The sequence below is a fragment of the Agromyces sp. P2_B3 genome, assembly GCF_056404815.1.
In genome coordinates, this window is sequence record NZ_JBFUDH010000004.1 from 133,044 (window position 1) to 153,866 (window position 20,823).

The window sequence follows — 20,823 nt, forward strand, 5'->3', positions numbered from 1 at the left end:
GCCGCGGCATCCGCTCATCCGGGTCAGCTGCGGTTCGCGTCCTGCTGGGCGATGGCCGCGAGCCGCGCGTTGTACGCCTCGAGCTCGGCGTCGCCCGTGCGATCGGCGTGCCGGTCGCTCCGGCGGGACTCCTTCTCGTCGCTGCGCGACCACTGCACCGCGACGGTGATCGCGAGCGCGACGGTCGGGATCTCGCCCACCGACCACGCGATGCCGCCGCCCATCTGCTGGTCGGCGAGCGCATCGGTGCCCCAGCCCATCGCGCCGTACCAGTCGGCGAGCAGCAGGCCCGTGCCCGACATGATCGCGAGGCCGAAGAACGCGTGGAAGGCCATGGTGCCGAGCAGCAGCACCAGGCGGAACGGGTAGGGCAGTCGGTAGGGAACAGGGTCGATGCCGATGAGCGACTGCACGAAGAGGTAGCCGGTGATGAGGAAGTGCCCCACCATCCACTCGTGGCCGATGTGGTCGACCATGGACCACCGGAACAGCGGCGAGTAGTAGAAGACCCAGAGCGACCCGGCAAAGAGCGCGGCAGCGACGAGCGGGTTGGCGATGATCGACGCGAACTTCGAGTGCACCGCGAGCAGGATCCACTCGCGGCCGCCGCGGGAGCCGTCCTTCCTCGGGCGGATCGCCCGCGCCGCGAGCGTGACGGGCGCGCCCGGCACGAGCAGTACGGGAACCGCCATGGTCAGCGCCATGTGCGCGCCCATGTGCGCCGAGAAGAGGTACTCCTCGTAGACGCTCACGCCGCCGCTCGTGATGTAGGCGAGCAGCAGCAGGCCGCACACCCACAGCACCGCCCGGTAGATCGGCCAGTGGTCGCCGCGCTTGCGGAGCCGCCACACGCCGGCCAGGTAGAAGAAGATGCCGAACCCGCACGCGAGCACCCAGATGAGGTCGGGGCTCCACTCGGTGAAGTACCGCGTCCACTCGGGCCACGGCGGCAGCGGCTGGCCGGTCAGGATCTCGGCCGGCGTGCGGGCGAGCGAGCCGGCCGCATCCTCTGACACCGGCGTGGCCGTGCGGGCGAGCGCCGCGGCGACACCCGACGCGAGCCCCATGAACGCCAGCTCGACGACGACGAGCAGCCAGAAGTCGCGCGCGGGCGAGGCGCCGGGCCGCGACATCCGGCCGATGAGGAAGCGGCGCTGCACCGCGCCGAACAGGCCGAGGGCGATGAGCGCGGCGACCTTGACCAGCACGAGCACGCCGTAGGGGGTGCCGAGCTCGTCCCACGTGCCGATGCGGAGCGCGGCGCCGGTGTAGCCCGAGACGGCCACCACGATGAAGCAGATGAGCGCCACCGTCGAGTACCGGGCGAGCACGACCGGCAGCCGGTCGGCGTCGAGGCGGTTCCGCAGCAGCACGATCGTGAGCAGGCCGCCGACCCACGCGGCGACGAACGCGAGGTGCAGTCCGAGGGCCGCGATCGCGGCGTTGTGACCCGCGGCGCCGGCGGCGTGCCCCTGCTGCGCCATCGGCACGAGCGCGGTCACCGCGAGCACCGTGACGAAGATCAGCGCCGTGTGGTTGCGCACGGCGAAGCACAGCACCGTGACCGCCGCCGCGACGAGCGTGGTGGTCAGCCACGCCTCGCCGAGCTCGATCGACGTGACGAACTGCCCGAGCTTCTGCCCGAACGCCTCGCCCAGATCGAGGGGCTCCCCGGTCACCACGAGGAACGTGAACAGGCCGGTCGCAGCGCTGGCGACGGTGAGCACGGCAGCGGATGCCGCGGCCACATCGAGCGCGAGGTCGAACTCGGGCCGCTTCGGGCTGAGCGCCCACACCGCCATCACGAGCGCACCGATCATGCCCGCGGCGCCGAGGTTCACGAAGAGCTTGGCGACCGGGAGTCCGAAGCGGGCGATCGGACCTGGATCCTGGATGGGGTACGGCGCGGCGCCGCCGCCGTACGCGAGGCCCGCGAACGTCGCGAGGAGCGCGACGAGGATGAGCACGGCGGGGCCGAGCACGCGGACGGAGCGGGGCACCGAACCAGCCTAGACGCCGCTTCCCGTGTGCCCGCCCGGAGCGTGCGCCCGCGGCATCCCGGCGCCCGCGGCATCCGCTCGCATTGGAACCACGAAGGGGCATGCGGCGCTCGGCCACATGCCCCTTCGGGAGTCTCGGATGCTACTTGGCGGCAGCCTTGAGCTTCGAGCCCGCCGAGATCTTGACCGAGTGGCCGGCCGGGATGTCGATGGTCGCGCCCGTCTGCGGGTTGCGGCCGGTGCGAGCGGCACGCGAGGTGCGCTCGACGGCGAGCCAACCCGGGATGGAGACCTTCGTGTCCGAACCGACGGACTCGGCGAGCGCGTCGAAGAGACCGCCGAGCACGGCGTCGACGGTGGCCTGGCTCTGCCCGGTCGACGCAGCGATCTTCGCGACGAGCTCGGTCTTGTTCAGCGACTTGTCAGCCATTGAATGTCCTCCTCGGACTTCCGCTGTTTCGGTACAGCTATCTGTGAATTCTCGGGAACGATCGTTCAACCGCCCCCGTGGCCGATCGGGCCGCCTCGAATGTAGCAGAGATCCCCGGAATGACGCGGATTTCGAGCCCATTGGGGCACCTTCGGCCCGGCGTGTCGCCGAGCGGATGCCGCGGGCGGCCCCTTGCGCGGTGCAGGCGCGGACGCGGCATCCGTCGCCGGGGACGACGAGAGGGGCGCCCCGGAAACCCGGGACGCCCCTCTCGGTGAAGCGGTGGAGCGGTGAGGCTCGGTGGCCTACCAGCTCGACTTGGTGATGCCGGGCATCTCGCCACGGTGGGCCATGTCACGGAAGCGGACGCGCGAGACGCCGAACTTCGTGAGCACGCCACGGGGGCGGCCGTCGATGGCGTCACGCGAACGGACGCGAACCGGCGACGCGTTGCGGGGCAGCTTCTGCAGACCCACGCGAGCGGCCTCGCGGCTCTCGTCGGTGCCGTTCTCGTCGACGAGCGCCTTCTTCAGTTCGAGGCGCTTCGCCGCGTAGCGGTCGACGATCACCTTGCGCTGCTCGTTGCGCGCGATCTTGCTCTTCTTCGCCATGTCTTAGCGCTCCTCTCGGAAGTCGACGTGCTTGCGCACCACGGGGTCGTACTTCTTGAGCACGAGACGGTCGGGGTTGTTGCGACGGTTCTTGCGGGTCACGTAGGTGTACCCGGTGCCGGCCGTCGAACGGAGCTTGATGATGGGACGGATGTCCTGCTGCTTCGCCATTAGAGCTTCACCCCACGAGCCTGGATGTCCTTGATGACGGCCTCGATGCCACGAGCGTCGATCACCTTGATGCCCTTGGCGGACACGTTCAGGGTGACGTTACGACGAAGCGAGGGCACGTAGTACGTCTTCTTCTGCACGTTCGGGTCGAAGCGGCGCTTCGTCCGGCGGTGCGAGTGCGAGATGTTGTGTCCGAAGCCGGGAACGGCTCCGGTCACCTGGCACACTGCTGCCATTGGTCTTTCCTCCAATACCGAGGGGCGGATGCCCCTCCCAAGGTCTCTTGTCTGCTGACGTTCCCCACGCCGAATTCCGCGATTTCTCGCGGTTCTCGTGGTGGGAATGTCGCGGTCTGGGCAGTGGAAGTGCCCAGCCAAACGTCGAGTCTACCAGACGGCCTGATCGCGGGCCGAATCGAGCGGATGCCGCGTGCGCGGCCTGCTCGCGGCCGCGTTGGTCGACCGCGCCACCGGTCGCGGGGCTGCGCCGCGGCATCCGGAGGCGTAGCCTGACGCGCATGGCGACGTGGGACGACGTGCGCGAGCTCGCGCTGGGCCTGCCCGAGGCGAGCGAGCACGTCTCGCGCGGGAACCTCGAGTGGAAGGTGCGCGGCAAGGCATTCGTGCTCGAGCGCCCGCTGCGGCGCGCCGACCTCGTCGCGCTCGGCATCGACCAACAGGCCGGCCCCGTGCTCGCGGCGAAGACCGAGGACGAGGCGGTGAAGCTCGCGCTCGTCGCGGAGGATCCGACCGTGTTCTTCACCACGCCGCACTTCGACGGCTACGCCACGGTGCTGGTGCACCTCGACCGCATCCTGCGGCGCCGGCTCTCGGAACTCGTCGCCGAGGCCTGGGCGGCCGCCGCGCCCGAGAAGCTCGTGCGCGAGTACCTGCGCGACAACGTCGACTAGGCGCCCCGGTCGAGCACCGGACCGAGCACCCGCTCGCGCCGGTGGAGCGGGCGGCGCGACAGCACGGCGGCGGTGAAGAAGCAGAGCGCACCCAGCAGTGTGCCGAGGTTCGCCCAGAACAGGCTCACGAAGTCGTCGGTGACGGGCGAGACGTAGGCGCCGACCGCCGACACCGCGAAGGCGATCGAGCCGAGCATGTTGAGCCACGTGCCGTGCCAGGTGCGGGCCTTCCGGTCCCAGAGGAGCAGTCGGTGCCGGGTGGCGACCACGGCGAGCCCGCTCGACACGAGGAAGGCGATCGATCCGAAGGCGTCGGGGCGCCACCCCGCGCCGATCACGTCGGGCCTGGCGATGGCGGCGGCGAGCGCGACACCAGTGCTGACGTTGAAGCAGAGGGTGCCGACGAACTGGATCGCCGCCGACCACCAGTCGGCTCGGTCGGCGAGATTGGTGTGCCGGCGCGGCGGGCGGCGGCCGCTGAGGCTGAGCTGGATGAACCCTGCGGCGGTGAACAACAGCGATCCGACGAAGAACGTGATGCCGACCCAGACGGCGCCGACCCGTTCGGCGTAGAACGGGAGCGCCCCCGCCATGAAGCAGAGGGAGCCGATCGCGAAGCCCCACGCCTCGTGGCGCAGGCGCAGGGGTTCGCGATCGGCGGTGGAGGCTGCGCTCACGGTCAGCCCCGGTCCGCCGCGCCCGCGCCGGCGCCGCCGCCGAGCAGCACGGTGCAGTTCGCGCACAGCCCGAACACGTCGACCACGTGGGCCGCGCCGGTGAACCCGTGCTCGGCCGCCACCCGCTTCGCCCAGGTCTCGACCTCGTCGGCCGCGATCTCGACGGTGAGGCCGCAGTTGCGGCAGATCAGGTGGTGATGGTGGCCGGTCGTGCTGCAGGCCCGGTAGAGGGCCTCGCCCTCGGGCGACTGCAGCGAGTCGGCCTCGCCGTTCGAGGCGAGGTCGCCGAGCGCCCGGTATACCGTGGCGAGCCCGATCGGCGAGCCGTTGGCGTGCAGCGAGGAGTGCAGCGCCTGCGCGCTGATGAACCCCTCGGTCTCGTCGAGGGCCTCGCGAACGGCTTCGCGTTGCCAGGTGTTGCGCTTCATGCGATGCGTGCGTCCTCTGCGGTCTCCACGGGTATGGCGACCCGGTTCCACGGTAGTGCGCGCAGCTTGGAGATGCCCAGCGCGAGCACGAAGAAGGCGGTGGCGGCGATCACGATGCTGGGCCCGGCCGCCACCACGAACGCGCGCGACACGAGCACGCCGATGACTCCGGATGCCGCACCGATGAGCGGTGCCGTCCAGAGGATGCCGCGGTACGTCGGCACCACGAGCCGCGCCGCAGCCGCCGGGGCGGCGATGAGCGCGATCGCCAGGATCGCCCCGACCGCGGGCAGGGCGCTCACCACGGTCGCGGCGGTCAGGCCGAGCACGAGCAGTTCGATGGGCCACTCGCGATAGCCGGCGGCGCGGAACCCCGACGGATCGAACGTCGAGAACGCGATCTCCTTGCCGAAGGCCAGCACCGCGAGCACCGAGATGAGGGCCACGGATGCCGCGAGCGCGACATCCGCGTCGGTCACCGTCAGGATCGACCCGACGAGCAGCGACTCGGCGCGCACCGGGAGTCCGGGGATCACGGCCTGCAGGATCGCGCCCGCCGCGAAGCCGCCCGTCAGCACGATGCCCGCGGCGACCTGCGCGCCCTGACGCCGCACGCGGGCGATGACGGACATCACGGCCACGAGCACGACGGATGCCGCGGCCGCACCGAGCGGCACGCTCACCCCGAGCGCGGCGGCCGCCACCGCCCCGGGGTAGGTGCCGTGGGTCAGGGCCTGAGCGAAGAACGTGCGCCGGCGCAGCACCACGAGGGAACCGACGAAGCCCGCACCGGCGCCGATGACCACGGCGGCCACGAGCGCCCGCTCGAAGTAGCCCATCAGCGCTCCTCCCCCGCCGGGGTGGACACGCCCGTCGCAGGCTCGATCGGCGCGCCGGTCACGGCCTGACGGCGGTTGCCCGCCTGATCGGCCACCCAGCGCCAGACGAGCACGACGGCGTAGGCGCCGACGAAGACCGCGACGATCGTGCTGCCGGCGGGCAGGTCGACGCCGCCGCCGACGGAGGCGGCGAATCCCACGGCCAAGCCGAGCCATGCGCAGACCGCGCCGAACACGGCGGCCGCCGGGAAGAGCAGCCAGAGCCGCCGCGTCATCAGCCGGGCGGCAGCACCGGGGACGATCAGCAGCGCCAGCACGAGGAGCGTGCCCACCGTGCTCGCGGCGGCCACCACGACGAGTGCCACGGCGCCGTTGAGCAGCAGGTCGAGGCGCAGGGCGGAGTCGCCCGAGGCGAGGCTGCCGCGCGCGTCGAACGCACGGAACAGCTGCTGCTTCATGGTGAGGGCGACGGCGAGCAGGGCGACGGCGCAGACGCCGATGAGCGGCACCACCTCCTCGGGCGGAATCGTGAGCACTCGCCCGAAGAGCAGCGCCTCGAGCTCGCCGGCGTAGTCGTCGCTCCGCGAGACGACGATGACGCCGACGCTGAAGGCGGCGGTCAGCACGATCGCGATCGCGGCATCCGAGGTGACCCCGGCCCGGTCGAGGAGCGTGAGCACCACCGCCGCGGCGAGTGCCGCGATCGCCGCGCCGGGGAGGAGCCCGGCGGTGCCCGCCACCGCCAGGCCGATCGCGAGCCCCGGGAACACGGCGTGCGTCAGCCCGTCGCTGATGAACTCGAGACCACGGAGGTTGACGAGCACACCGACGATGCCCGCGACGATGGCGAGCACGAGCATGACGAAGAGCGCTCGAGCCATGAACGGCACCGTGAAGGCCGTGAACAGCGCCTCCCCGAGGCTCACGCGGCCCCACTCCCCCACCGTGCACGCACGCCGGCACGTGCATATGCCGAACGCGGCATCAGTGGCCCTCGTGGCCGGGCACGACCAGCGTGTGCTCGTCGATCTCGACCTCGACGCCCTCGAAGCACTCCTGCACGTTGCCGAGCGTGAGCACGTCGTCGACGGGGCCGAAGGCGAGCTGCGTGCCGTTGACCAGCACCACGCGATCGCAGACGACGCGGGCCAGCTCGAGGTCGTGCGTCGACACGAGGATCGCCACGCCCTGGGCCTTCAGCGTGCGGATGGTGGCGATGAGCGCGTCGCGGTTGGGCTGGTCGAGGCCGTTGAAGGGCTCGTCGAGCAGCAGGAGCCGGGGCTGGGCCGCCAGCGCCCGGGCGAGCAATCCGCGCTGCCGCTGGCCGCCCGACAACTCGCCGAACGGACGCTTCGCGAGCTCGCCCAGTCCGACGGCGTCGAGGGCGGCCTTCACCGCGCCCCGATCGGCACGACCGGGCCACCTGAACAACCCGAGCCGTCGATACCGGCCCTGCATCACGACCTGCTCGAGGCTGATCGGGAAGTCGGGGTCGAGCTCGGTGGACTGCGGCAGGAACCCGATCATTCCGTTCCGGGCATGTTCGCCCGGGCCGGCGATCTGCATGCTCCCCGCGGTGAGCGGAACCAGCCCGAGCACGCCGTTCAGCAGCGTCGACTTGCCCGCGCCGTTCGGACCGATCAGGGCGACCGCGTCGCCGGGGGCGACGTCGAGCTCGAGCCCCGACACCCCCGAGCCGCCCGGATGGGTGAAGGCGGCACCCCTCAGGCGCAGCACGGGCGACTCGGTCATGGGGTCATCCTCGCAGCAGTGCCGGAAGGGGGGAAGGTGTGACGCCCCACGACTCGAGGATGCGGGTCGCGTTGTGCACCTGGCTGCCGAGGTACGTCTCACCGGCCGACCCCGCGACACCGAGCGAGTCGCCGTAGAGCGCGTCGTCACCGGAGTAGACCGTCACGCCGGCCTCGCGGGCGATGGTGGCCGCGGCCTTCGGCGAGATCGACGCCTCGGAGAACACGGCCTGCACCCCAGTCGCACGGATCTTCTCGACGAGCGCGTCGATCTCGGCCGCGCTGGGCTCGGCGTTGTCGTCGAAGCTCGGGATGACGCTGCCGACGAACGTGAGCCCGTACGCGTCGATGAAGTAGGTGAAGGCGTCGTGGTTCGTGACGAGCAGCCGCTCGGCGGGCGGCACCGTGTCGACGTTCTCACGGATCCAGGCGTCGAGCGCGTCGAGCTTCGCGACGTAGGCCTGCTCATTCGCCTCGACCGCTGCCGCGTCGATGCCGGGCACGTCGGCCAAGCCCGCGGCGATGGTCTCCACCATGTGCACGGCGAGCGCCGGATCGGTCCAGATGTGCGGGTTCCCGGCGCCGTGGTCGTGTCCTTCATGAGCGAATGCCTCGTCGGCATGCTCACCACCGTGCTCGTCGCTCGTGTGCTCGTCAGCGGCATCCGTGGCGTGATCGTGCTCATCGGTGCCGAACAGCTCGATGCCGGTGCTGGCGTCGATCAGCACGCCGTCGAACCCCGAGGCGCTCACCGCGTCGTCGAGCCAGCTCTCGAGGCCGGCGCCGTTCACCACGAGGGCATCCGCCTCGCTCAGCGCGAGCAGCTGGGCGGCGGACGGGTCGAAGCTGTGCGCGCTCTGCGCCGGCGCCAGCAGCTGCGTCACCTCGACGTCGTCTCCGAAGAGCTCGCGCGTGAAGTCGCCCACCTGCGTCGTCGTCGCCACGATCGACGGCCCACTGCTGCCCTCGTCGGATGCCGCGGGGCTGGCGCACGACGAGAGCGCGAGCGCACCCGCGGACGCCACTGCGATCGTTGCGAGCGCCGTGCGCAGCCGGTGGCGAGCACCGGATCGTCGGGAGATCATGATGCGAGGCTATCCGCTATTGATAATGATTGTCAAAACCATCTAGCCGCGTCATCGGCCGGCCTCCCGTGAACTCTTCGTGACGAACCACCGAGCGCCTGTGGACGGATGCGACGAGTGTCACACCGACGTGCAAGCATGAAGCACGTGGATACGACGACGGCCCCGCTCACGTTGCATCCCTTCACCGTCGGCGATGCCGAGCGACTCCTCTCCGGCGAGGTCGATCCGCACGACGGTTGGGAGGGGGGTTACGCCTTCACCGACGAGCCCGAGCTCCTCCGCGAATACGTTCGCGCCGTGCGCGAGACCGGCGACCCGGCCCCGTTCGGGCCGCACCTCGTGCGACGCTCGAACGACGGCGCGACCATCGGCGGCGTGAACGTGTTCGGGCCGCCGGCCGCCGACGGCTCGGTCGAGTTCGCCTTCGGGCTCGTCCCGGCGGTGCGCGGGCAGGGGCTGGCGATCCACGCGGTGATCGCCGTGGTCGACCTCGTGCGCACGACTGGCGCTCGAGCGGCCCGCGCCGAGTGCGAGATCGCGAACCTTCCGGCGCGACGCGTGCTCGAGAACGCCGGGCTCGTCGAAGCGGGTCGCAGCGACGACTCGATCATCTACGAGATCCGGTTCTGACCGGCCTCACTCGAGCAGGAGCGCGGGCTCCTCGATGATCGAGGCGACGTCGGCGAGGAAGCGGCTCGCCACGTCGCCGTCGACGACGCGGTGGTCGAAGGACGCCCCGATCGTGGTCACGAACCTCGGCCGCACCTCACCGTCTACCACCCACGGCTTCTGCTTGATGGTGCCGAGCGCCACGATCGCGACCTCGCCGGGATTGAGGATCGGCGTGCCGGTGTCCATGCCGAACACGCCGATGTTCGTGATCGTGATGGTGCCGCCCTGCATCTCGGCCGGCTGGGTCTTGCCCTCGCGCGCCGTGAGCGTCAACTGCTCGAGGGCGGTCGCGAGCTCCACCATCGTCATCGCCTGGGCGTTCTTGACGTTCGGCACGAGCAGGCCGCGGGGCGTGGCCGCGGCGACGCCGAGGTTCACGAAGTGCTTGACGATGATCTCCTCGTCGGTCCACTGCGCATTGACCGACGGGTTCCGACGTACGGCCCAGATCATGGCCTTCGCCATGATCAACAGCGGCGACACGCGCACGCCGGCATAGTCGGGCGACGCCTTCAGCCGCTTGATGTACTCCATCGTGCGGCTGGCGTCGACGTCGACGAAGACCGATACATGCGGCGCGGAGTATGCACTCTGCACCATCGCGGCGGCGATCGCTTTGCGAACGCCCTTCACAGGGATGCGGGTCTCGCGGTCGGCGGGAGCCTCGGGCGTCTGGATGTTGCGGAACACGCTGGCCTGACTGGCCTCGCGGATCACGTCGTCACGGGTGACGTCGCCGATCGGGCCGGTCGGCATGACCCGCGAGAGGTCGACCCCGAGGTCCTTCGCCAGCTTGCGGATCGGCGGCTTCGCGATGACTGGCATGCCCGAGTCGGGCCGCGAAGCGGGCGTGGGTGCCGTCCCGCCTGCAGCGGCGCCGATGGCCGGCGCGGTCACGGCCGGCGCCGGGGGAGCAGTGGCCGCGAGGTGCTCGTGCGCGCCGCCGGGTGAGGGGTGCCGGGTGCGACGCGTCGCGTGCGGGCCCGACGAGCCGTGGCCGACCAGCACCGCGCCGCCGCCCTCCGAGGGGGCCGGTGCGTGCGACGCGACGGTTGCGCCCGCGGCGGGCGAGGCGGGGGCGGGAGCCGCAGTTGATGTCGTCGCGGCACCGGCGTCCGACGCAGCGGTCGACGGCGCGGCCGGGGCGGGCGCCCCCGCGGCGGTCACCGCGGCATCCGTCTGGATCACGAGGATGGGGGTGCCGACGTTGACCGTCTTGCCCTCGTCGACGAGCAGTTCGGACACGACGCCCTCGAACGCGCTCGGGAGTTCGACGAGCGACTTCGCCGTCTCGATCTCGACGAAGACCTGGTCGAGCACGATGCGATCGCCGGGGGCGACGCGCCACTGCACGATCTCGGCCTCGGTGAGTCCCTCACCGACATCGGGGAGGGGGAATCGGATCTCGCTCATGCTGTCTACCCTCGCAGTCGATCTATGCCGTCGGCGTCATGTGGTGCGCGGCCGTCAGTACGCCAGGGCGCGGTCGACGGCTTCGAGCACCCGGTCGGGGCTCGGCAGGAACTCGGTCTCCAGTGAGGCGGGCGGGAACGGGGTGTCGAAGCTCGAGACGCGGAGCACGGGCGCCTCGAGCGAGTAGAAGGCGCGCTCGGCCACCGTGGCCGCGATCTCGGAGCCGACGCTGACGAAGCCGTACGCCTCCTGCGCGACGACGAGCCGCCCGGTGCGCTGCACCGAGTCGAGCAGCGGGCCGTAGTCGATGGGGGAGAGCGACCGCAGGTCGACGACCTCGATGCTCGTGCCCTCCCCGCCCGCGATGTCGGCCGCCTGCAGCAGGGTGGAGACCATTGCGCCGTGTCCGACGACGGTGACATCGGTGCCCTGCCGGATGACGCGGCTCGCGTGCAGCGGCATGCCCGAGTGGTCCTGGTCGACCGGCCCCTTCGGCCAGTAGCGGCTCTTCGGCTCGAAGAACAGCACAGGGTCGTTCGAGGCGATGGCCTCCTGGATCATCCAGTACGCGTCGTGCGGGCTCGAGGGGCTCACCACTCGCAGGCCGGGAGTGTGCGCGAAGTACGCCTCGGGGCTCTCCTGGTGGTGCTCGATCGAGCCGATGTGGCCGCCGTAGGGCACGCGGATGACGACGGGCATCGAGACCGTGCCGTCGTGCCGCACCGTCTGCCGCGAGAGCTGCGTGGTGATCTGGTCGAAGGCCGGGAAGATGAATCCGTCGAACTGGATCTCGACCACCGGCCGATAGCCGCGCATCGCGAGGCCGATCGCCGAGCCGACGATGCCCGACTCGGCGAGGGGAGTATCGAGCACCCGCTTGTCGCCGAACTCGGCCTGCAGGCCCTCGGTCACCCGGAAGACGCCGCCGAGCGGGCCGATGTCCTCGCCCATGAGGAGCACCTTGTCATCGGCGCGCAGCGCCTCGCGGAGCCCGGCGTTGATGGCCTTGGCCATCGAGAGGGTCTGCACTCCGCGCATGCCTGCTTCGGCCTCGGCGTGCACCGCGGGTGCGACGGATGCCGCGGGCGCGGCCTGCTCGCGGGTCGCCCCCACCTCGGCAGACGTCGCGACCGCCTCGTCCATCAGGCGCTCGTCGTCGGTGCGTGAGCTCATGCCGCTCCTCCCTCGAAGCCGGACTCGTACGCCTCGAGCCACGCGGACTCCTCGGCCATGAGCGGATGCGGCTCGCTGTAGACGTGCCGGAAGATCTTGTCGCGGCTGGGCCCCGCGACGTCGAGCGCACGCCGGCGCATGTCGGACGCGACGTCGGCCGCCTCGGTATCGGCGTCCGCGAAGAACGCCGCCGACGCGCCACGGTGCTCGAGCCAGGTGCGGTACCTCGTGATGGGGTCGCGCTCGGCCCAGAACGCGACCTCGTCGTCCGTGCGGTACTTGGTGGGGTCGTCCGCCGTGGTGTGCGCGCCCATCCGGTAGGTGACGGCCTCGATGAGGCTGGGTCCCTCGCCGGCGCGCGCCTCCTCGAGCGACTGCCGCGTGACCGCGTAGCTGATGAGCACGTCGTTGCCGTCGATGCGCACGCCGGGCATGCCGAACCCACCCCCGCGCAGCGAGAGCGGGCTGCGCGACTGCCGGGAGACGGGCACCGAGATCGCCCAGCCGTTGTTCTGCACGAAGAACACCTGGGGGGTCTGGTAGCTCGAGGCGAAGACGAGCGCCTCGTTGGCGTCGCCCTGCGAGGTGGAGCCGTCGCCGTAGTAGACGAGCACCGCGGCATCCGCTTCGGGATCGCCCGTGCCGACCGCGCCGTCGAACTGCATGCCCATGGCGTAGCCGGTCGCGTGCAGCGTCTGGGACGCGAGCACGAGCGTGTAGAGGTGGAAGTTGCCGTTCTCAGCCGGGTTCCACCCGCCGAGCGTGACGCCGCGCAGCAGCGACAGGATGGCGACGGGGTCGAGCCCGCGGATCATGCCGGCGATGTGCTCGCGATACGACGGGAAGAGGTGGTCCTGCGGCCGTGCGGCGCGAGCGGACCCGACCTGGGCGGCCTCCTGCCCGTGGCTCGGCACCCAGAGGGCCAGCTGGCCCTGCCGCTGCAGGTTCGCCCCGGCGATGTCGATGCGCCGGGACACGGCCATGTCGCGGTAGAACTGCTCGAGCATCGAGTCGGGGAGCGCCTCGACGAGGGGCAGGTACTCCTCCGCCTCGGGCGTCGGGCGCAGCTCGCCCGACGGGGTCAGGAGCTGGACCGTCGGCGCGGTGAAATCTCTCTCGCGGGCTGCCACCGTTCCACGGTACCCGCTACGAGGTACGCCCTTCTTGTGAAGCCGGTACAAGCTCACCGAGGATGCGGAGGAGGGTTTCGACAGACTCCGGCTCGCCGATCGAGATGCGGATGCCCTCCGGCGGGAACGCCCGGGTGACGAGCCCGGCGTCGAACAGGCGCTCGGCGACCTCGACGGTGGCGTCGCCCGTGGGCAGCCACACGAAGTTGCCGTGCGCCTCGGGCACGCCCCAGCCCTGCGCGAGCAGGGCCGCACGCACCGCGTCTCGGCGCTGGGCGATCGTGTCGACGCGGGCGAGCAGTTCGGCCTCGGCGGCGGGCTCGAGCGAGGCGAGCGCGGCGGCGGACGACGCGGCGGTGACCCCGAGGGGGATCGCGGTCGCGCGCGCGGCGTCGAGGATCGCCTCGGGGCCGACGGCGTAGCCCACCCGCAGGCCGGCGAGCCCGTAGGCCTTGGAGAAGGTGCGGAGGATCACGAGGTTCGGGTGACGGCCGATGAGCGAGCGGCCGTCGACGGATGCCGCGTCACGGACGAACTCGATGTAGGCCTCGTCGAGCAGCACGAGCAGGTCGCCCGGCACCCTGGCCATGAATGCGTCGAATTCGGCGGCCGTGACGATGGTGCCCGTGGGGTTGTTCGGCGAGCACACGATGGCGACGCGCGTGCGCTCGGTGATGGCGTCGACCATCGCGTCGAGGTCGTGGCCGTGATCGGCGCGGTTCGGCACCCGAACGCTCGCGGCGCCCGACACCGTGACCAGGCCGGGATAGGCCTCGAACGACCGCCACGAGTACACGACCTCGTCGCCCGGACCGGCGGCCGCGGCGATGAACTGCGCGAGGAGCGAGACCGACCCGGCGCCGACGATCACCTCGTCGGCCGTGACGCCGAATCGCTCCGCCAGTCGCTCGCGCAGGGGGAGTGCCGTGGCGTCGGGGTAGCGGTTGATCTCGCCGGCCGTCGCGGCCACGGCATCGGCCACCCCCGGCAGCGGCGCGTGGGGGTTCTCGTTGCTCGAGAGCTTGAAGCCGTCGGCGGGCGCCGGGCGGCCCTGGCGATACGGGGGGAGGGCGGCGATCTCGGGGCGAAGGCGCACGCTGGCCCTCATCGGCTCGGCTGCGGTCACGGATTCCACCGTACCCCTTCGCGCCACGGCGCGATCTGCCGTGACCGGCGACCGCCTGTCTGCCAGAGTTGAGGAATGCGCTTCATCGTCAAGGTCATCGTCGTCGCCTTCGCCCTCTGGCTGACGACGCTCATCGTCGCCGGCGTCAAGGTCGTGCCGTACGAGGACACGACGCTCGCGACCGTGCTCACGTACCTGTTGGTCGGCCTGATCTTCGGCTTCGTGAACGCCTTCGTCGGCACCTTCGTGCGGATCATCGCGTTCCCGTTGTACGTGCTCACGCTCGGGCTCATCTCATTCATCGTGAACGGACTCCTGCTGCTGCTCGTGGCCTGGATCAGCGACCTCATGGGGTTCGGCCTCGTGGTCGACGGCTTCTGGTGGGGCGTGCTCGGCGCGCTCGTGCTCGGCCTCATCAGCTGGCTCATCGGCCTCATCGTGCGTCCGTCGCGCGACTGAGATCGCGCGTCGCCAGCCAGTCGCTGCGCAACCCGGGCGTCCCTCCGGTCACCTCGCCGACGAGCCTCCGGAACGCGACGAGCCGTTCGTCTTCCGATCGGTCGACGGCGGCGGCCGTTGCGCGGTAGCGCGCCAACTCGTGCGCCGGCAGCATGCCGGCGTACTCCCGCTCGCTATCGAGGACGCTCCTCGAGACGGTGAGGAGCTCGGGCGACGCGTGCCCGGCGCCCCCGGTCGCCGGCACGAGATCCTCCTCGTGCTCGAGCGAGACCACGCCGACGCCGTCGCGGAGGGGCGCCGACGCGACAGGCCCCCCGAGGTTCAGGGCACCGACGACGTTGAGGTCGGCGTCGCCGGCGAGCTTCGCCGCGATCACGCCGCCGCCCGAGTAGCCGACGGCGAGGAGGCGGTCGCCGGGAGCCGCACCCGCTCCATCGAGTGCCGCCCGCACCGCACGCTCGCCGCTCCCCGAGTCGGCGCCCGCGAGCCGCAGGGCGTCGATGGCGGTGTCGTCGGCGATGCCGTGCAGGTTGCTCGTCATGTCGGCGGGCTGCTCGCCGGCGTTGAGCCCGAGGTCGACGGTGCCGCCGACGTAGAGGATCCAGCTGGCGTCGTCGGCCGTTCCGTACCGCTCGATCCGGATCTGTGCGCCGCCGTCTTCGGGGCTGGGCACCCGCTCGGCGAGGTCCCCGTATCCGTCGGGCGGCGCCACCACCTCGCCGAGGTGCGTGGACGCCTCCGCGGGGTGCCCATGCGGTCCGCGCGCCGCGGTCGGGGTCCGCGTGCCGGGAAGGCACTCGCGGTCGGCGACGGCCGGGTCGACCCGCATCACACGCGAGACCGTGACCGGCCCGTCGACGAGCACGCGGCTGCCGGCGAGCCCGAACAGGCCTGCGGCGCCGAGCAGCACCGACGCGCTCTCGGGAGCTCGGACGAGCGGCCCGAGGACCGACGACACCGGGCCAGGCCCCATGACGGCCTCGTCGGCGTGGTCGGCGGCGATCCGGACGAGCCGCACGAACTCGGGATCGGACAGCAGCCCCCGGTGCTCGGCCAGCCAGGACTCGAGCGGGGTCTGGTTCATGCCGAAGGCGCGCCCGATGCCCGAGCCCACGGCGTACCCGCCCGCCGCGAGCACGCCGTTGGCCACGACCATGGGAGCGAAGGCCCCGACCCACGGAGCCGCGATGAACGCGCCGAGCTGCCACAGCGCCTCGACGCGACGCTCGGCGTCGCCGTATCGCTCGGCCGCGTCGAGGAGCGAGGACGGCAGCGAACGCGCCAGGCGCTCGACGTGCCCCAGGCACTGGCGCGCGAACCCGAGGCTCGGGAGCGGCGAGCCGCCGGCGCCGAATCCCGACAGGCCGTCGAGGTCGATCGTCTCCAGCCCGCGGGAGATGCGGTCGAGGCGATCGAGCCAGTCCGCGACGATCGCGGCGGCGGCCGCCAGCTTGGCCGCGTGCACGAACAGCTCGTCCACCTCGACGGCCGTGGATCCGCCTCTGGCGATGAGGAGACCATCGGCTCCCGGATGCGCCGACGTCATCTCGTGCCGGCGCGTTCGAGGCCCGCCAGCTCGAACTCGAGGTTGCGGACGTGCTGTCGAAGGGACGACTCGGCATCGCTCAGCAGCGACGTGGCCTTCGCGAGCCCCGCGCGCAGGTTGTCGAGCCGCTCGACGTACCCGATCGTCGCGTCCGAGCGCCAACCGGTGGGATTCGCCGGGATGAGCCTCGCCTGATCGAATCGGACGGCGTCGGAGAGCGACGCCAGCACGAGCAGATGGCGGCGGGCCGCGTCGAGGCGGTCGGCCGTGGCGGTGCCCGTGACCACGGCGACGTAGGGTGCGGCGGAGTCCATGGCACGATCGTGCCGAGCTTCCTGCCTTGCGCGGCCGCTCGTCGCGGCATCCGTGCGGTCGAATCGTCTCGGCTCGCCTGGGGAGGACGAGCCACCGGGTCTCAGTCGAGCAGCACCTGCCGCAGCACGTGGACGCCGGCGCTGCCGAAGGCGCTCTCCGTGCCGGCCTGCTCCACGACGGCCGAGGCGATGACGAGCGCCCAGCCGCGCGCGCGGTCCCACGTCGCCGCATCCACGTCCCGCCGGCGCTCGAGCTCGGCGCGGAAGGCGCGACGGCCAGCGGCGTCGAACGTGAGCCACGCCGTCGCCAGGTCGGTGGCCGGGTCGCCCGCCGTGAGGTCGCCGAAGTCGATCACCGCGGCGAGGGAGCCCGTCGGCGTGAAGACGAGGTTGGCCGGGTGCAGGTCGCCATGCAGCCAGACTGCCGGTCCGGTCCAGGCGGATGCCGCGAGCGCCCGCTCCCACACCGCGAGCAGCCGATCGGCGTCGGGGATGCGCCCGCCGACGAGCCGGGCGCGGATCTCCTCCGCCCGGTTCGCGAGCGGCACGCCGCGGTAGGCGTTGGCCGGGGCGTCCGCCGGAGCCACCATCGCGCCGAGCTCGGCCACGAACGCGGCGAGCGCCGGCGCTGCGCCACCGCGCGACCGCGCATCCAACGCCAGCCCGTGCTGCCCGTCGAACCAGGGCACGATGCTCCACGGCACGTCGTAGCCGAGCTCGGGTGCCGGGCGTCCGTCTCGCACCGGCGCGGGCACGGCCACCGGCAGGCGTGCGGCGAGCTCGGGCAGCCACCGCTGCTCGTTGCGCATGAGCCCGACCGCGGCCTTCCGCCGCGGCATCCGGACCGCCAGGTCGTCGCCGAGCCGGAAGAGCGCGTTGTCCCACCCGTTGGCCACGAGCCGCACCGGCGCCGCCAGGTCGGGGTGCTGCTGCGCGACGAGGCGCGCCGCGAGGGACTCATCGACGAGGAAGTCGGCCGGCGGGGCATCGTTCGCCGCGGCATCCGTCATCTGCGCCTCTTCTCGAAAGGAGCGGACTCGCTCGGAGGGGGAGTCGACCAGCGTATCGTCGGCGCGATTTTCCTGCTGTGCCCGGCGCCGTTCTCGTCCACAATGGGACCATGACGCGAGCGGAACCCGCGGGGGACGCCGCGCAGCCCTTCAGAGTGTCGTTCGTCTGCACCGGCAACATCTGCCGGTCACCGATGGCCGAGGTCGTGCTGCGCTCCCTCGCCGAACGCGCCGGGCTCGGCGACCACCTCGCCATCGAGTCGGCGGCCACCGGCGACTGGCACGTGGGCGAGCGTGCCGACCAGCGCACGATCGACGCGCTCGAGCGGGCGGGGTACGACGGCTCGCAGCATCGCGCGCGCCAGTTCGAGGCCGGCGACTTCCCCGACCTCGACCTCATCGTCGCGTTCGACCGCGGCCAGGCGCGCATCCTGCGCAACTGGGCGCCGTCGTCGCTCGACCAGGACAAGGTGCGGTTGCTGCTCGAATTCGACTCCGACCTGGCGCCACTGCAGGACGTGCCCGACCCCTACTACTCCGACGAGGCGACCTTCGATCGAGTTCTTGGGATGATAGAGCGGTCGACGTCGGCGCTCTTCCGGCAACTCGCTCCCGCACTCAGACAAGGAATCCGATGACTTCGCTGCCTCCCCAGCCGCTCAGCCCGCTCGACGGACGGTATCGCGCCGCCGTCGGCGAACTCGGCGAGCACCTCTCCGAGGCAGGCCTGAACCGGGCGCGCGTGCAGGTCGAGGTCGAGTGGCTCATCGCGCAGACCGACCGCGGATTCTTCGGCTCGTCGCCGCTCACCGCCGAGCAGAAGGCGCAGCTGCGCTCCATCGTGGCGGAGTTCGGCCAGGCCGACATCGACGAGCTCGCCACGCTCGAGGCCACCACCCGCCACGACGTGAAGGCCGTCGAGTACTACGTGCGCCGGCGGCTCGAGCTGCTCGGACTCGACGCGATCTCCGAGCTCACCCACTTCGCCTGCACGAGCGAGGACATCAACAACCTCTCCTACGCGATCACCGTGCGCGACGCCGTGCGCGAGGTGTGGCTGCCGAAGTACCGCACCGTCATCGACGCGATCGCGGCCCTCGCCGTCGAGCACCGCGACGCCGCGATGCTCTCGCGCACCCACGGCCAGCCGGCGACCCCGTCGACCATGGGCAAGGAGCTCGCCGTCTTCGTGCACCGCCTCGAGCGCATCGCCAAGCAGGTCGAGGGCACGGAGTACCTCGGCAAGTTCTCGGGCGCGACCGGCACGTTCTCGGCGCACGTGGTCGCGGCACCGGATGTCGCGTGGCCCGACGTGTCGCGCGAGTTCGTCGAGTCGCTCGGGCTCACGTGGAACCCCCTCACCACGCAGATCGAGTCGCACGACTGGCAGGCGGAGCTCTACGGCCGCGTGTCCCACGCCAACCGGGTGCTGCACAACCTCGCGACCGACATCTGGACCTACATCTCGCTCGGCTACTTCCGGCAGATTCCGCAGGCCGGCGCCACCGGGTCCTCGACCATGCCCCACAAGGTGAACCCCATCCGCTTCGAGAACGCCGAGGCCAACCTCGAGCTCTCGTCGGCGGTGCTCGACTCACTCGCCGCGACCCTGGTGACGAGCCGCCTGCAGCGCGACCTCACCGACTCGAGCGCGCAGCGCAACATCGGCGTCGGATTCGGGCACTCGCTGCTCGCGCTCGACAACATCGAGCGCGGCCTCCGTGAGATCGACCTCGACCGCGCGCTGCTCCTCGCCGACCTCGACGGCAACTGGGAGGTGCTCGGCGAGGCCATCCAGACGGTCATCCGCGCCGAGGTCGTGGCCGGGCGCTCGACCATCGCCGACCCCTATGCGTTGCTGAAGGACCTCACGCGCGGCAAGCGCATCGGCGCGGCCGACCTCGCCGCGTTCGTCGAGGGGCTCGAGATCGGCGACGACGCGAAGCAGCGCCTGCTCGCGCTCACGCCCGCGACGTACACGGGCCTCGCGTCGGAGCTCGTCGACCGACTCTGAGCGGCGGCGCGCCGCCGCGGGTCAGTGGCCCCGGGGCGCCCCGCGGTCGTCGTCGGGGTCGACACCGGTCTCGCGCCCATCGGACGCCGGCCCTGCGGCATCCGTCGACGTGCCGGGAGCACGGTCGGCCTCGTGGATCTCGGCCGACTCCATCGCGTCGGGCTTCACCGCCATCGAGAAGAGCGCGAGCCCGACGAGCACGATGATGAACACGCCTCCGGTGGCGATGAGCGCCAGGTTCCACTCACGAGTGGCGACGAGGGTGATGACGCCCGTGAAGATCGCCGCGATCGCGGCGCCGCCGACGTACTCGACCGGGCGGAGCATCTCGCGCTTCGAGGGCTTGTAGTCGCCGTTCGGCTGGGTCACGGGTGCTGCTCCGATCCGGATGCCGCGGCGCCAGGCGCCACGGCCCACTTCAACGAGAATCCACCGATGACGAGATAGACGCCGAGGATCACGAAGTACCCGCCCAGCAGGCCGACCGCGGTGACGGGGTCGGGCGGCAGCAGCAGGAAGACGAGCGCGAGGATCGCGGTGAAGGCACCGGCGGCGATCCAGTCGCGCGCTGCGGGGGTGCGGCCGCGGGCGCGGAGCCCGGCGTAGAGCTCCACGAACCCGGTGACGGCGGCCCAGATGCTCACGAGGTAGAGCAGGAACGGCAGCGCACCGGGCACGGTGACCGCGAGCAGGCCCGCCGCCACCGTGGCGATCGCGGTGACGAGGAAGAGCGAGCGGATGCCGCGATCGTCGATCAGCCGCAGGGTCAGGGCCCCCACGACGAGGCCCGACGCGATGGCCCACGCCCCGAAGACGAGGAGCCCGAGCTCGGGGGAGTGGTTCGGTGAGAACGTGATGACCGCGGCGGGCACGAGGGCGAGGAGTCCGCGGACGACCGGGACGACCCAGTACTGGGTGCGCTCCGGGGCAGTATCGCGGGCGGTGGCCACGGCGACCTCTTTCACATCGGAGGGGGGTACCGATCCATCCTACGTGGGTCGACCTGTGCGCTCGAACGGGCTCCGATCGGTGCGACCGGTGCTCCGGCGGGACGGAGTCCA

At 71.5% G+C, this 20,823-nt stretch carries 25 protein-coding genes; 5 read left to right on the plus strand and 20 right to left on the minus strand.

What is annotated here, in order from left to right:
- Positions 1–23: 23 nt before the first annotated feature.
- The 5 genes from AC1DZA_RS08720 to rpmB all read right to left on the minus strand — a co-directional run bounded on the left by AC1DZA_RS08720 (position 24) and on the right by rpmB (position 3,448).
- On the minus strand, positions 24–2,000 hold the full coding sequence (locus tag AC1DZA_RS08720) for a bifunctional copper resistance protein CopD/cytochrome c oxidase assembly protein (protein WP_476772452.1): 1,977 nt from the start codon (positions 1,998–2,000) through the stop codon (positions 24–26).
- 142 nt (positions 2,001–2,142) lie between these two features.
- Positions 2,143–2,430, minus strand: a complete 288-nt coding sequence (locus AC1DZA_RS08725; RefSeq protein WP_309975872.1) for an HU family DNA-binding protein — start codon at positions 2,428–2,430, stop codon at positions 2,143–2,145.
- A 305-nt stretch (positions 2,431–2,735) separates the two neighbouring features.
- Positions 2,736–3,041 carry a 30S ribosomal protein S14 gene (rpsN, locus tag AC1DZA_RS08730; RefSeq protein WP_159601729.1) on the minus strand — a complete coding sequence of 102 codons (306 nt, stop codon included), beginning with the start codon at positions 3,039–3,041 and terminating at the stop codon, positions 2,736–2,738.
- Between the two features lie 3 nt (positions 3,042–3,044).
- Positions 3,045–3,212 (minus strand): 50S ribosomal protein L33, encoded by a 168-nt coding sequence (gene rpmG / locus AC1DZA_RS08735; protein ID WP_021760158.1) that lies wholly within the window; start codon positions 3,210–3,212, stop codon positions 3,045–3,047.
- Positions 3,212–3,448, minus strand: coding sequence for a 50S ribosomal protein L28 (rpmB, locus tag AC1DZA_RS08740; RefSeq protein WP_056727420.1), 237 nt, complete (start codon positions 3,446–3,448; stop codon positions 3,212–3,214). The genes rpmG and rpmB overlap by 1 nt, the downstream gene beginning before the upstream one ends.
- 281 nt (positions 3,449–3,729) lie before the next feature.
- Here rpmB and AC1DZA_RS08745 point away from each other — a divergent pair, with 281 nt between their 5' ends.
- A complete protein-coding gene (locus tag AC1DZA_RS08745; RefSeq protein WP_476761096.1) occupies positions 3,730–4,122 on the plus strand; it encodes an MmcQ/YjbR family DNA-binding protein in 393 nt (130 codons plus the stop codon).
- Here the strand turns inward: AC1DZA_RS08745 and AC1DZA_RS08750 are convergent.
- From AC1DZA_RS08750 to AC1DZA_RS08775, 6 genes are read right to left on the minus strand one after another with little or no spacing between them, the layout of a single operon-like run.
- Positions 4,119–4,799: a hypothetical protein gene (locus AC1DZA_RS08750; protein WP_476772453.1), complete on the minus strand. Its 681-nt coding sequence runs from the start codon at positions 4,797–4,799 to the stop codon at positions 4,119–4,121. The two genes, AC1DZA_RS08745 and AC1DZA_RS08750, sit on opposite strands and share 4 nt — an antisense overlap.
- Before the next feature lie 2 nt (positions 4,800–4,801).
- Complete coding sequence (locus tag AC1DZA_RS08755) at positions 4,802–5,227, minus strand: Fur family transcriptional regulator (RefSeq protein ID WP_476761094.1); 426 nt, start codon at positions 5,225–5,227, stop codon at positions 4,802–4,804.
- A complete protein-coding gene (locus AC1DZA_RS08760; RefSeq protein ID WP_476772454.1) occupies positions 5,224–6,066 on the minus strand; it encodes a metal ABC transporter permease in 843 nt (280 codons plus the stop codon). The genes AC1DZA_RS08755 and AC1DZA_RS08760 overlap by 4 nt, the downstream gene beginning before the upstream one ends.
- Complete coding sequence (locus AC1DZA_RS08765; RefSeq protein ID WP_476772455.1) at positions 6,066–6,992, minus strand: metal ABC transporter permease; 927 nt, start codon at positions 6,990–6,992, stop codon at positions 6,066–6,068. The genes AC1DZA_RS08760 and AC1DZA_RS08765 overlap by 1 nt, the downstream gene beginning before the upstream one ends.
- Before the next feature lie 58 nt (positions 6,993–7,050).
- A complete protein-coding gene (locus AC1DZA_RS08770; RefSeq protein WP_476772456.1) occupies positions 7,051–7,818 on the minus strand; it encodes a metal ABC transporter ATP-binding protein in 768 nt (255 codons plus the stop codon).
- Between the two features lie 4 nt (positions 7,819–7,822).
- A complete protein-coding gene (locus tag AC1DZA_RS08775) occupies positions 7,823–8,902 on the minus strand; it encodes a metal ABC transporter substrate-binding protein (protein WP_476772457.1) in 1,080 nt (359 codons plus the stop codon).
- 147 nt (positions 8,903–9,049) lie between these two features.
- Between AC1DZA_RS08775 and AC1DZA_RS08780 the strand changes: the two genes are divergently transcribed.
- Positions 9,050–9,535 (plus strand): GNAT family N-acetyltransferase, encoded by a 486-nt coding sequence (locus tag AC1DZA_RS08780; RefSeq protein WP_476772458.1) that lies wholly within the window; start codon positions 9,050–9,052, stop codon positions 9,533–9,535.
- A gap of 6 nt (positions 9,536–9,541) precedes the next feature.
- Here the strand turns inward: AC1DZA_RS08780 and AC1DZA_RS08785 are convergent, their stop codons facing one another.
- The 4 genes from AC1DZA_RS08785 to AC1DZA_RS08800 form a co-directional block, all read right to left on the minus strand.
- Positions 9,542–10,990: a dihydrolipoamide acetyltransferase family protein gene (locus AC1DZA_RS08785; protein WP_476772459.1), complete on the minus strand. Its 1,449-nt coding sequence runs from the start codon at positions 10,988–10,990 to the stop codon at positions 9,542–9,544.
- A gap of 54 nt (positions 10,991–11,044) precedes the next feature.
- The gene (locus AC1DZA_RS08790) at positions 11,045–12,028 is read right to left on the minus strand and encodes an alpha-ketoacid dehydrogenase subunit beta (protein WP_309977860.1); all 984 of its coding nucleotides are present in this window, start codon (positions 12,026–12,028) and stop codon (positions 11,045–11,047) included.
- A gap of 131 nt (positions 12,029–12,159) precedes the next feature.
- On the minus strand, positions 12,160–13,293 hold the full coding sequence (locus AC1DZA_RS08795; protein WP_476761475.1) for a thiamine pyrophosphate-dependent enzyme: 1,134 nt from the start codon (positions 13,291–13,293) through the stop codon (positions 12,160–12,162).
- A gap of 16 nt (positions 13,294–13,309) precedes the next feature.
- Positions 13,310–14,401, minus strand: coding sequence for a histidinol-phosphate transaminase (locus AC1DZA_RS08800; protein ID WP_476772573.1), 1,092 nt, complete (start codon positions 14,399–14,401; stop codon positions 13,310–13,312).
- Between the two features lie 93 nt (positions 14,402–14,494).
- Between AC1DZA_RS08800 and AC1DZA_RS08805 the strand changes: the two genes are divergently transcribed.
- Entirely contained in the window at positions 14,495–14,878 is a 384-nt protein-coding gene (locus tag AC1DZA_RS08805) for a phage holin family protein (protein ID WP_476761476.1), read from the plus strand.
- Here the strand turns inward: AC1DZA_RS08805 and AC1DZA_RS08810 are convergent.
- From AC1DZA_RS08810 to AC1DZA_RS08820, 3 genes are all read right to left on the minus strand, one after another.
- The gene (locus tag AC1DZA_RS08810) at positions 14,853–16,358 is read right to left on the minus strand and encodes a hypothetical protein (protein WP_476772460.1); all 1,506 of its coding nucleotides are present in this window, start codon (positions 16,356–16,358) and stop codon (positions 14,853–14,855) included. The two genes, AC1DZA_RS08805 and AC1DZA_RS08810, sit on opposite strands and share 26 nt — an antisense overlap.
- Positions 16,359–16,420: 62 nt before the next feature.
- Positions 16,421–16,738 (minus strand): hypothetical protein, encoded by a 318-nt coding sequence (locus tag AC1DZA_RS08815; protein WP_476772461.1) that lies wholly within the window; start codon positions 16,736–16,738, stop codon positions 16,421–16,423.
- A 101-nt stretch (positions 16,739–16,839) separates the two neighbouring features.
- A complete protein-coding gene (locus AC1DZA_RS08820) occupies positions 16,840–17,748 on the minus strand; it encodes an aminoglycoside phosphotransferase family protein (protein WP_476772462.1) in 909 nt (302 codons plus the stop codon).
- Between the two features lie 110 nt (positions 17,749–17,858).
- Here AC1DZA_RS08820 and AC1DZA_RS08825 point away from each other — a divergent pair, with 110 nt between their 5' ends.
- The gene (locus tag AC1DZA_RS08825; protein WP_476761480.1) at positions 17,859–18,386 is read left to right on the plus strand and encodes a low molecular weight protein-tyrosine-phosphatase; all 528 of its coding nucleotides are present in this window, start codon (positions 17,859–17,861) and stop codon (positions 18,384–18,386) included.
- A complete protein-coding gene (purB, locus tag AC1DZA_RS08830) occupies positions 18,383–19,762 on the plus strand; it encodes an adenylosuccinate lyase (RefSeq protein WP_476761481.1) in 1,380 nt (459 codons plus the stop codon). The genes AC1DZA_RS08825 and purB overlap by 4 nt, the downstream gene beginning before the upstream one ends.
- Before the next feature lie 21 nt (positions 19,763–19,783).
- Here the strand turns inward: purB and AC1DZA_RS08835 are convergent, their stop codons facing one another.
- Positions 19,784–20,131 (minus strand): hypothetical protein, encoded by a 348-nt coding sequence (locus tag AC1DZA_RS08835; RefSeq protein ID WP_476772463.1) that lies wholly within the window; start codon positions 20,129–20,131, stop codon positions 19,784–19,786.
- Positions 20,128–20,712: an HdeD family acid-resistance protein gene (locus AC1DZA_RS08840; protein ID WP_476761483.1), complete on the minus strand. Its 585-nt coding sequence runs from the start codon at positions 20,710–20,712 to the stop codon at positions 20,128–20,130. The genes AC1DZA_RS08835 and AC1DZA_RS08840 overlap by 4 nt, the downstream gene beginning before the upstream one ends.
- Positions 20,713–20,823 lie beyond the last annotated feature (111 nt).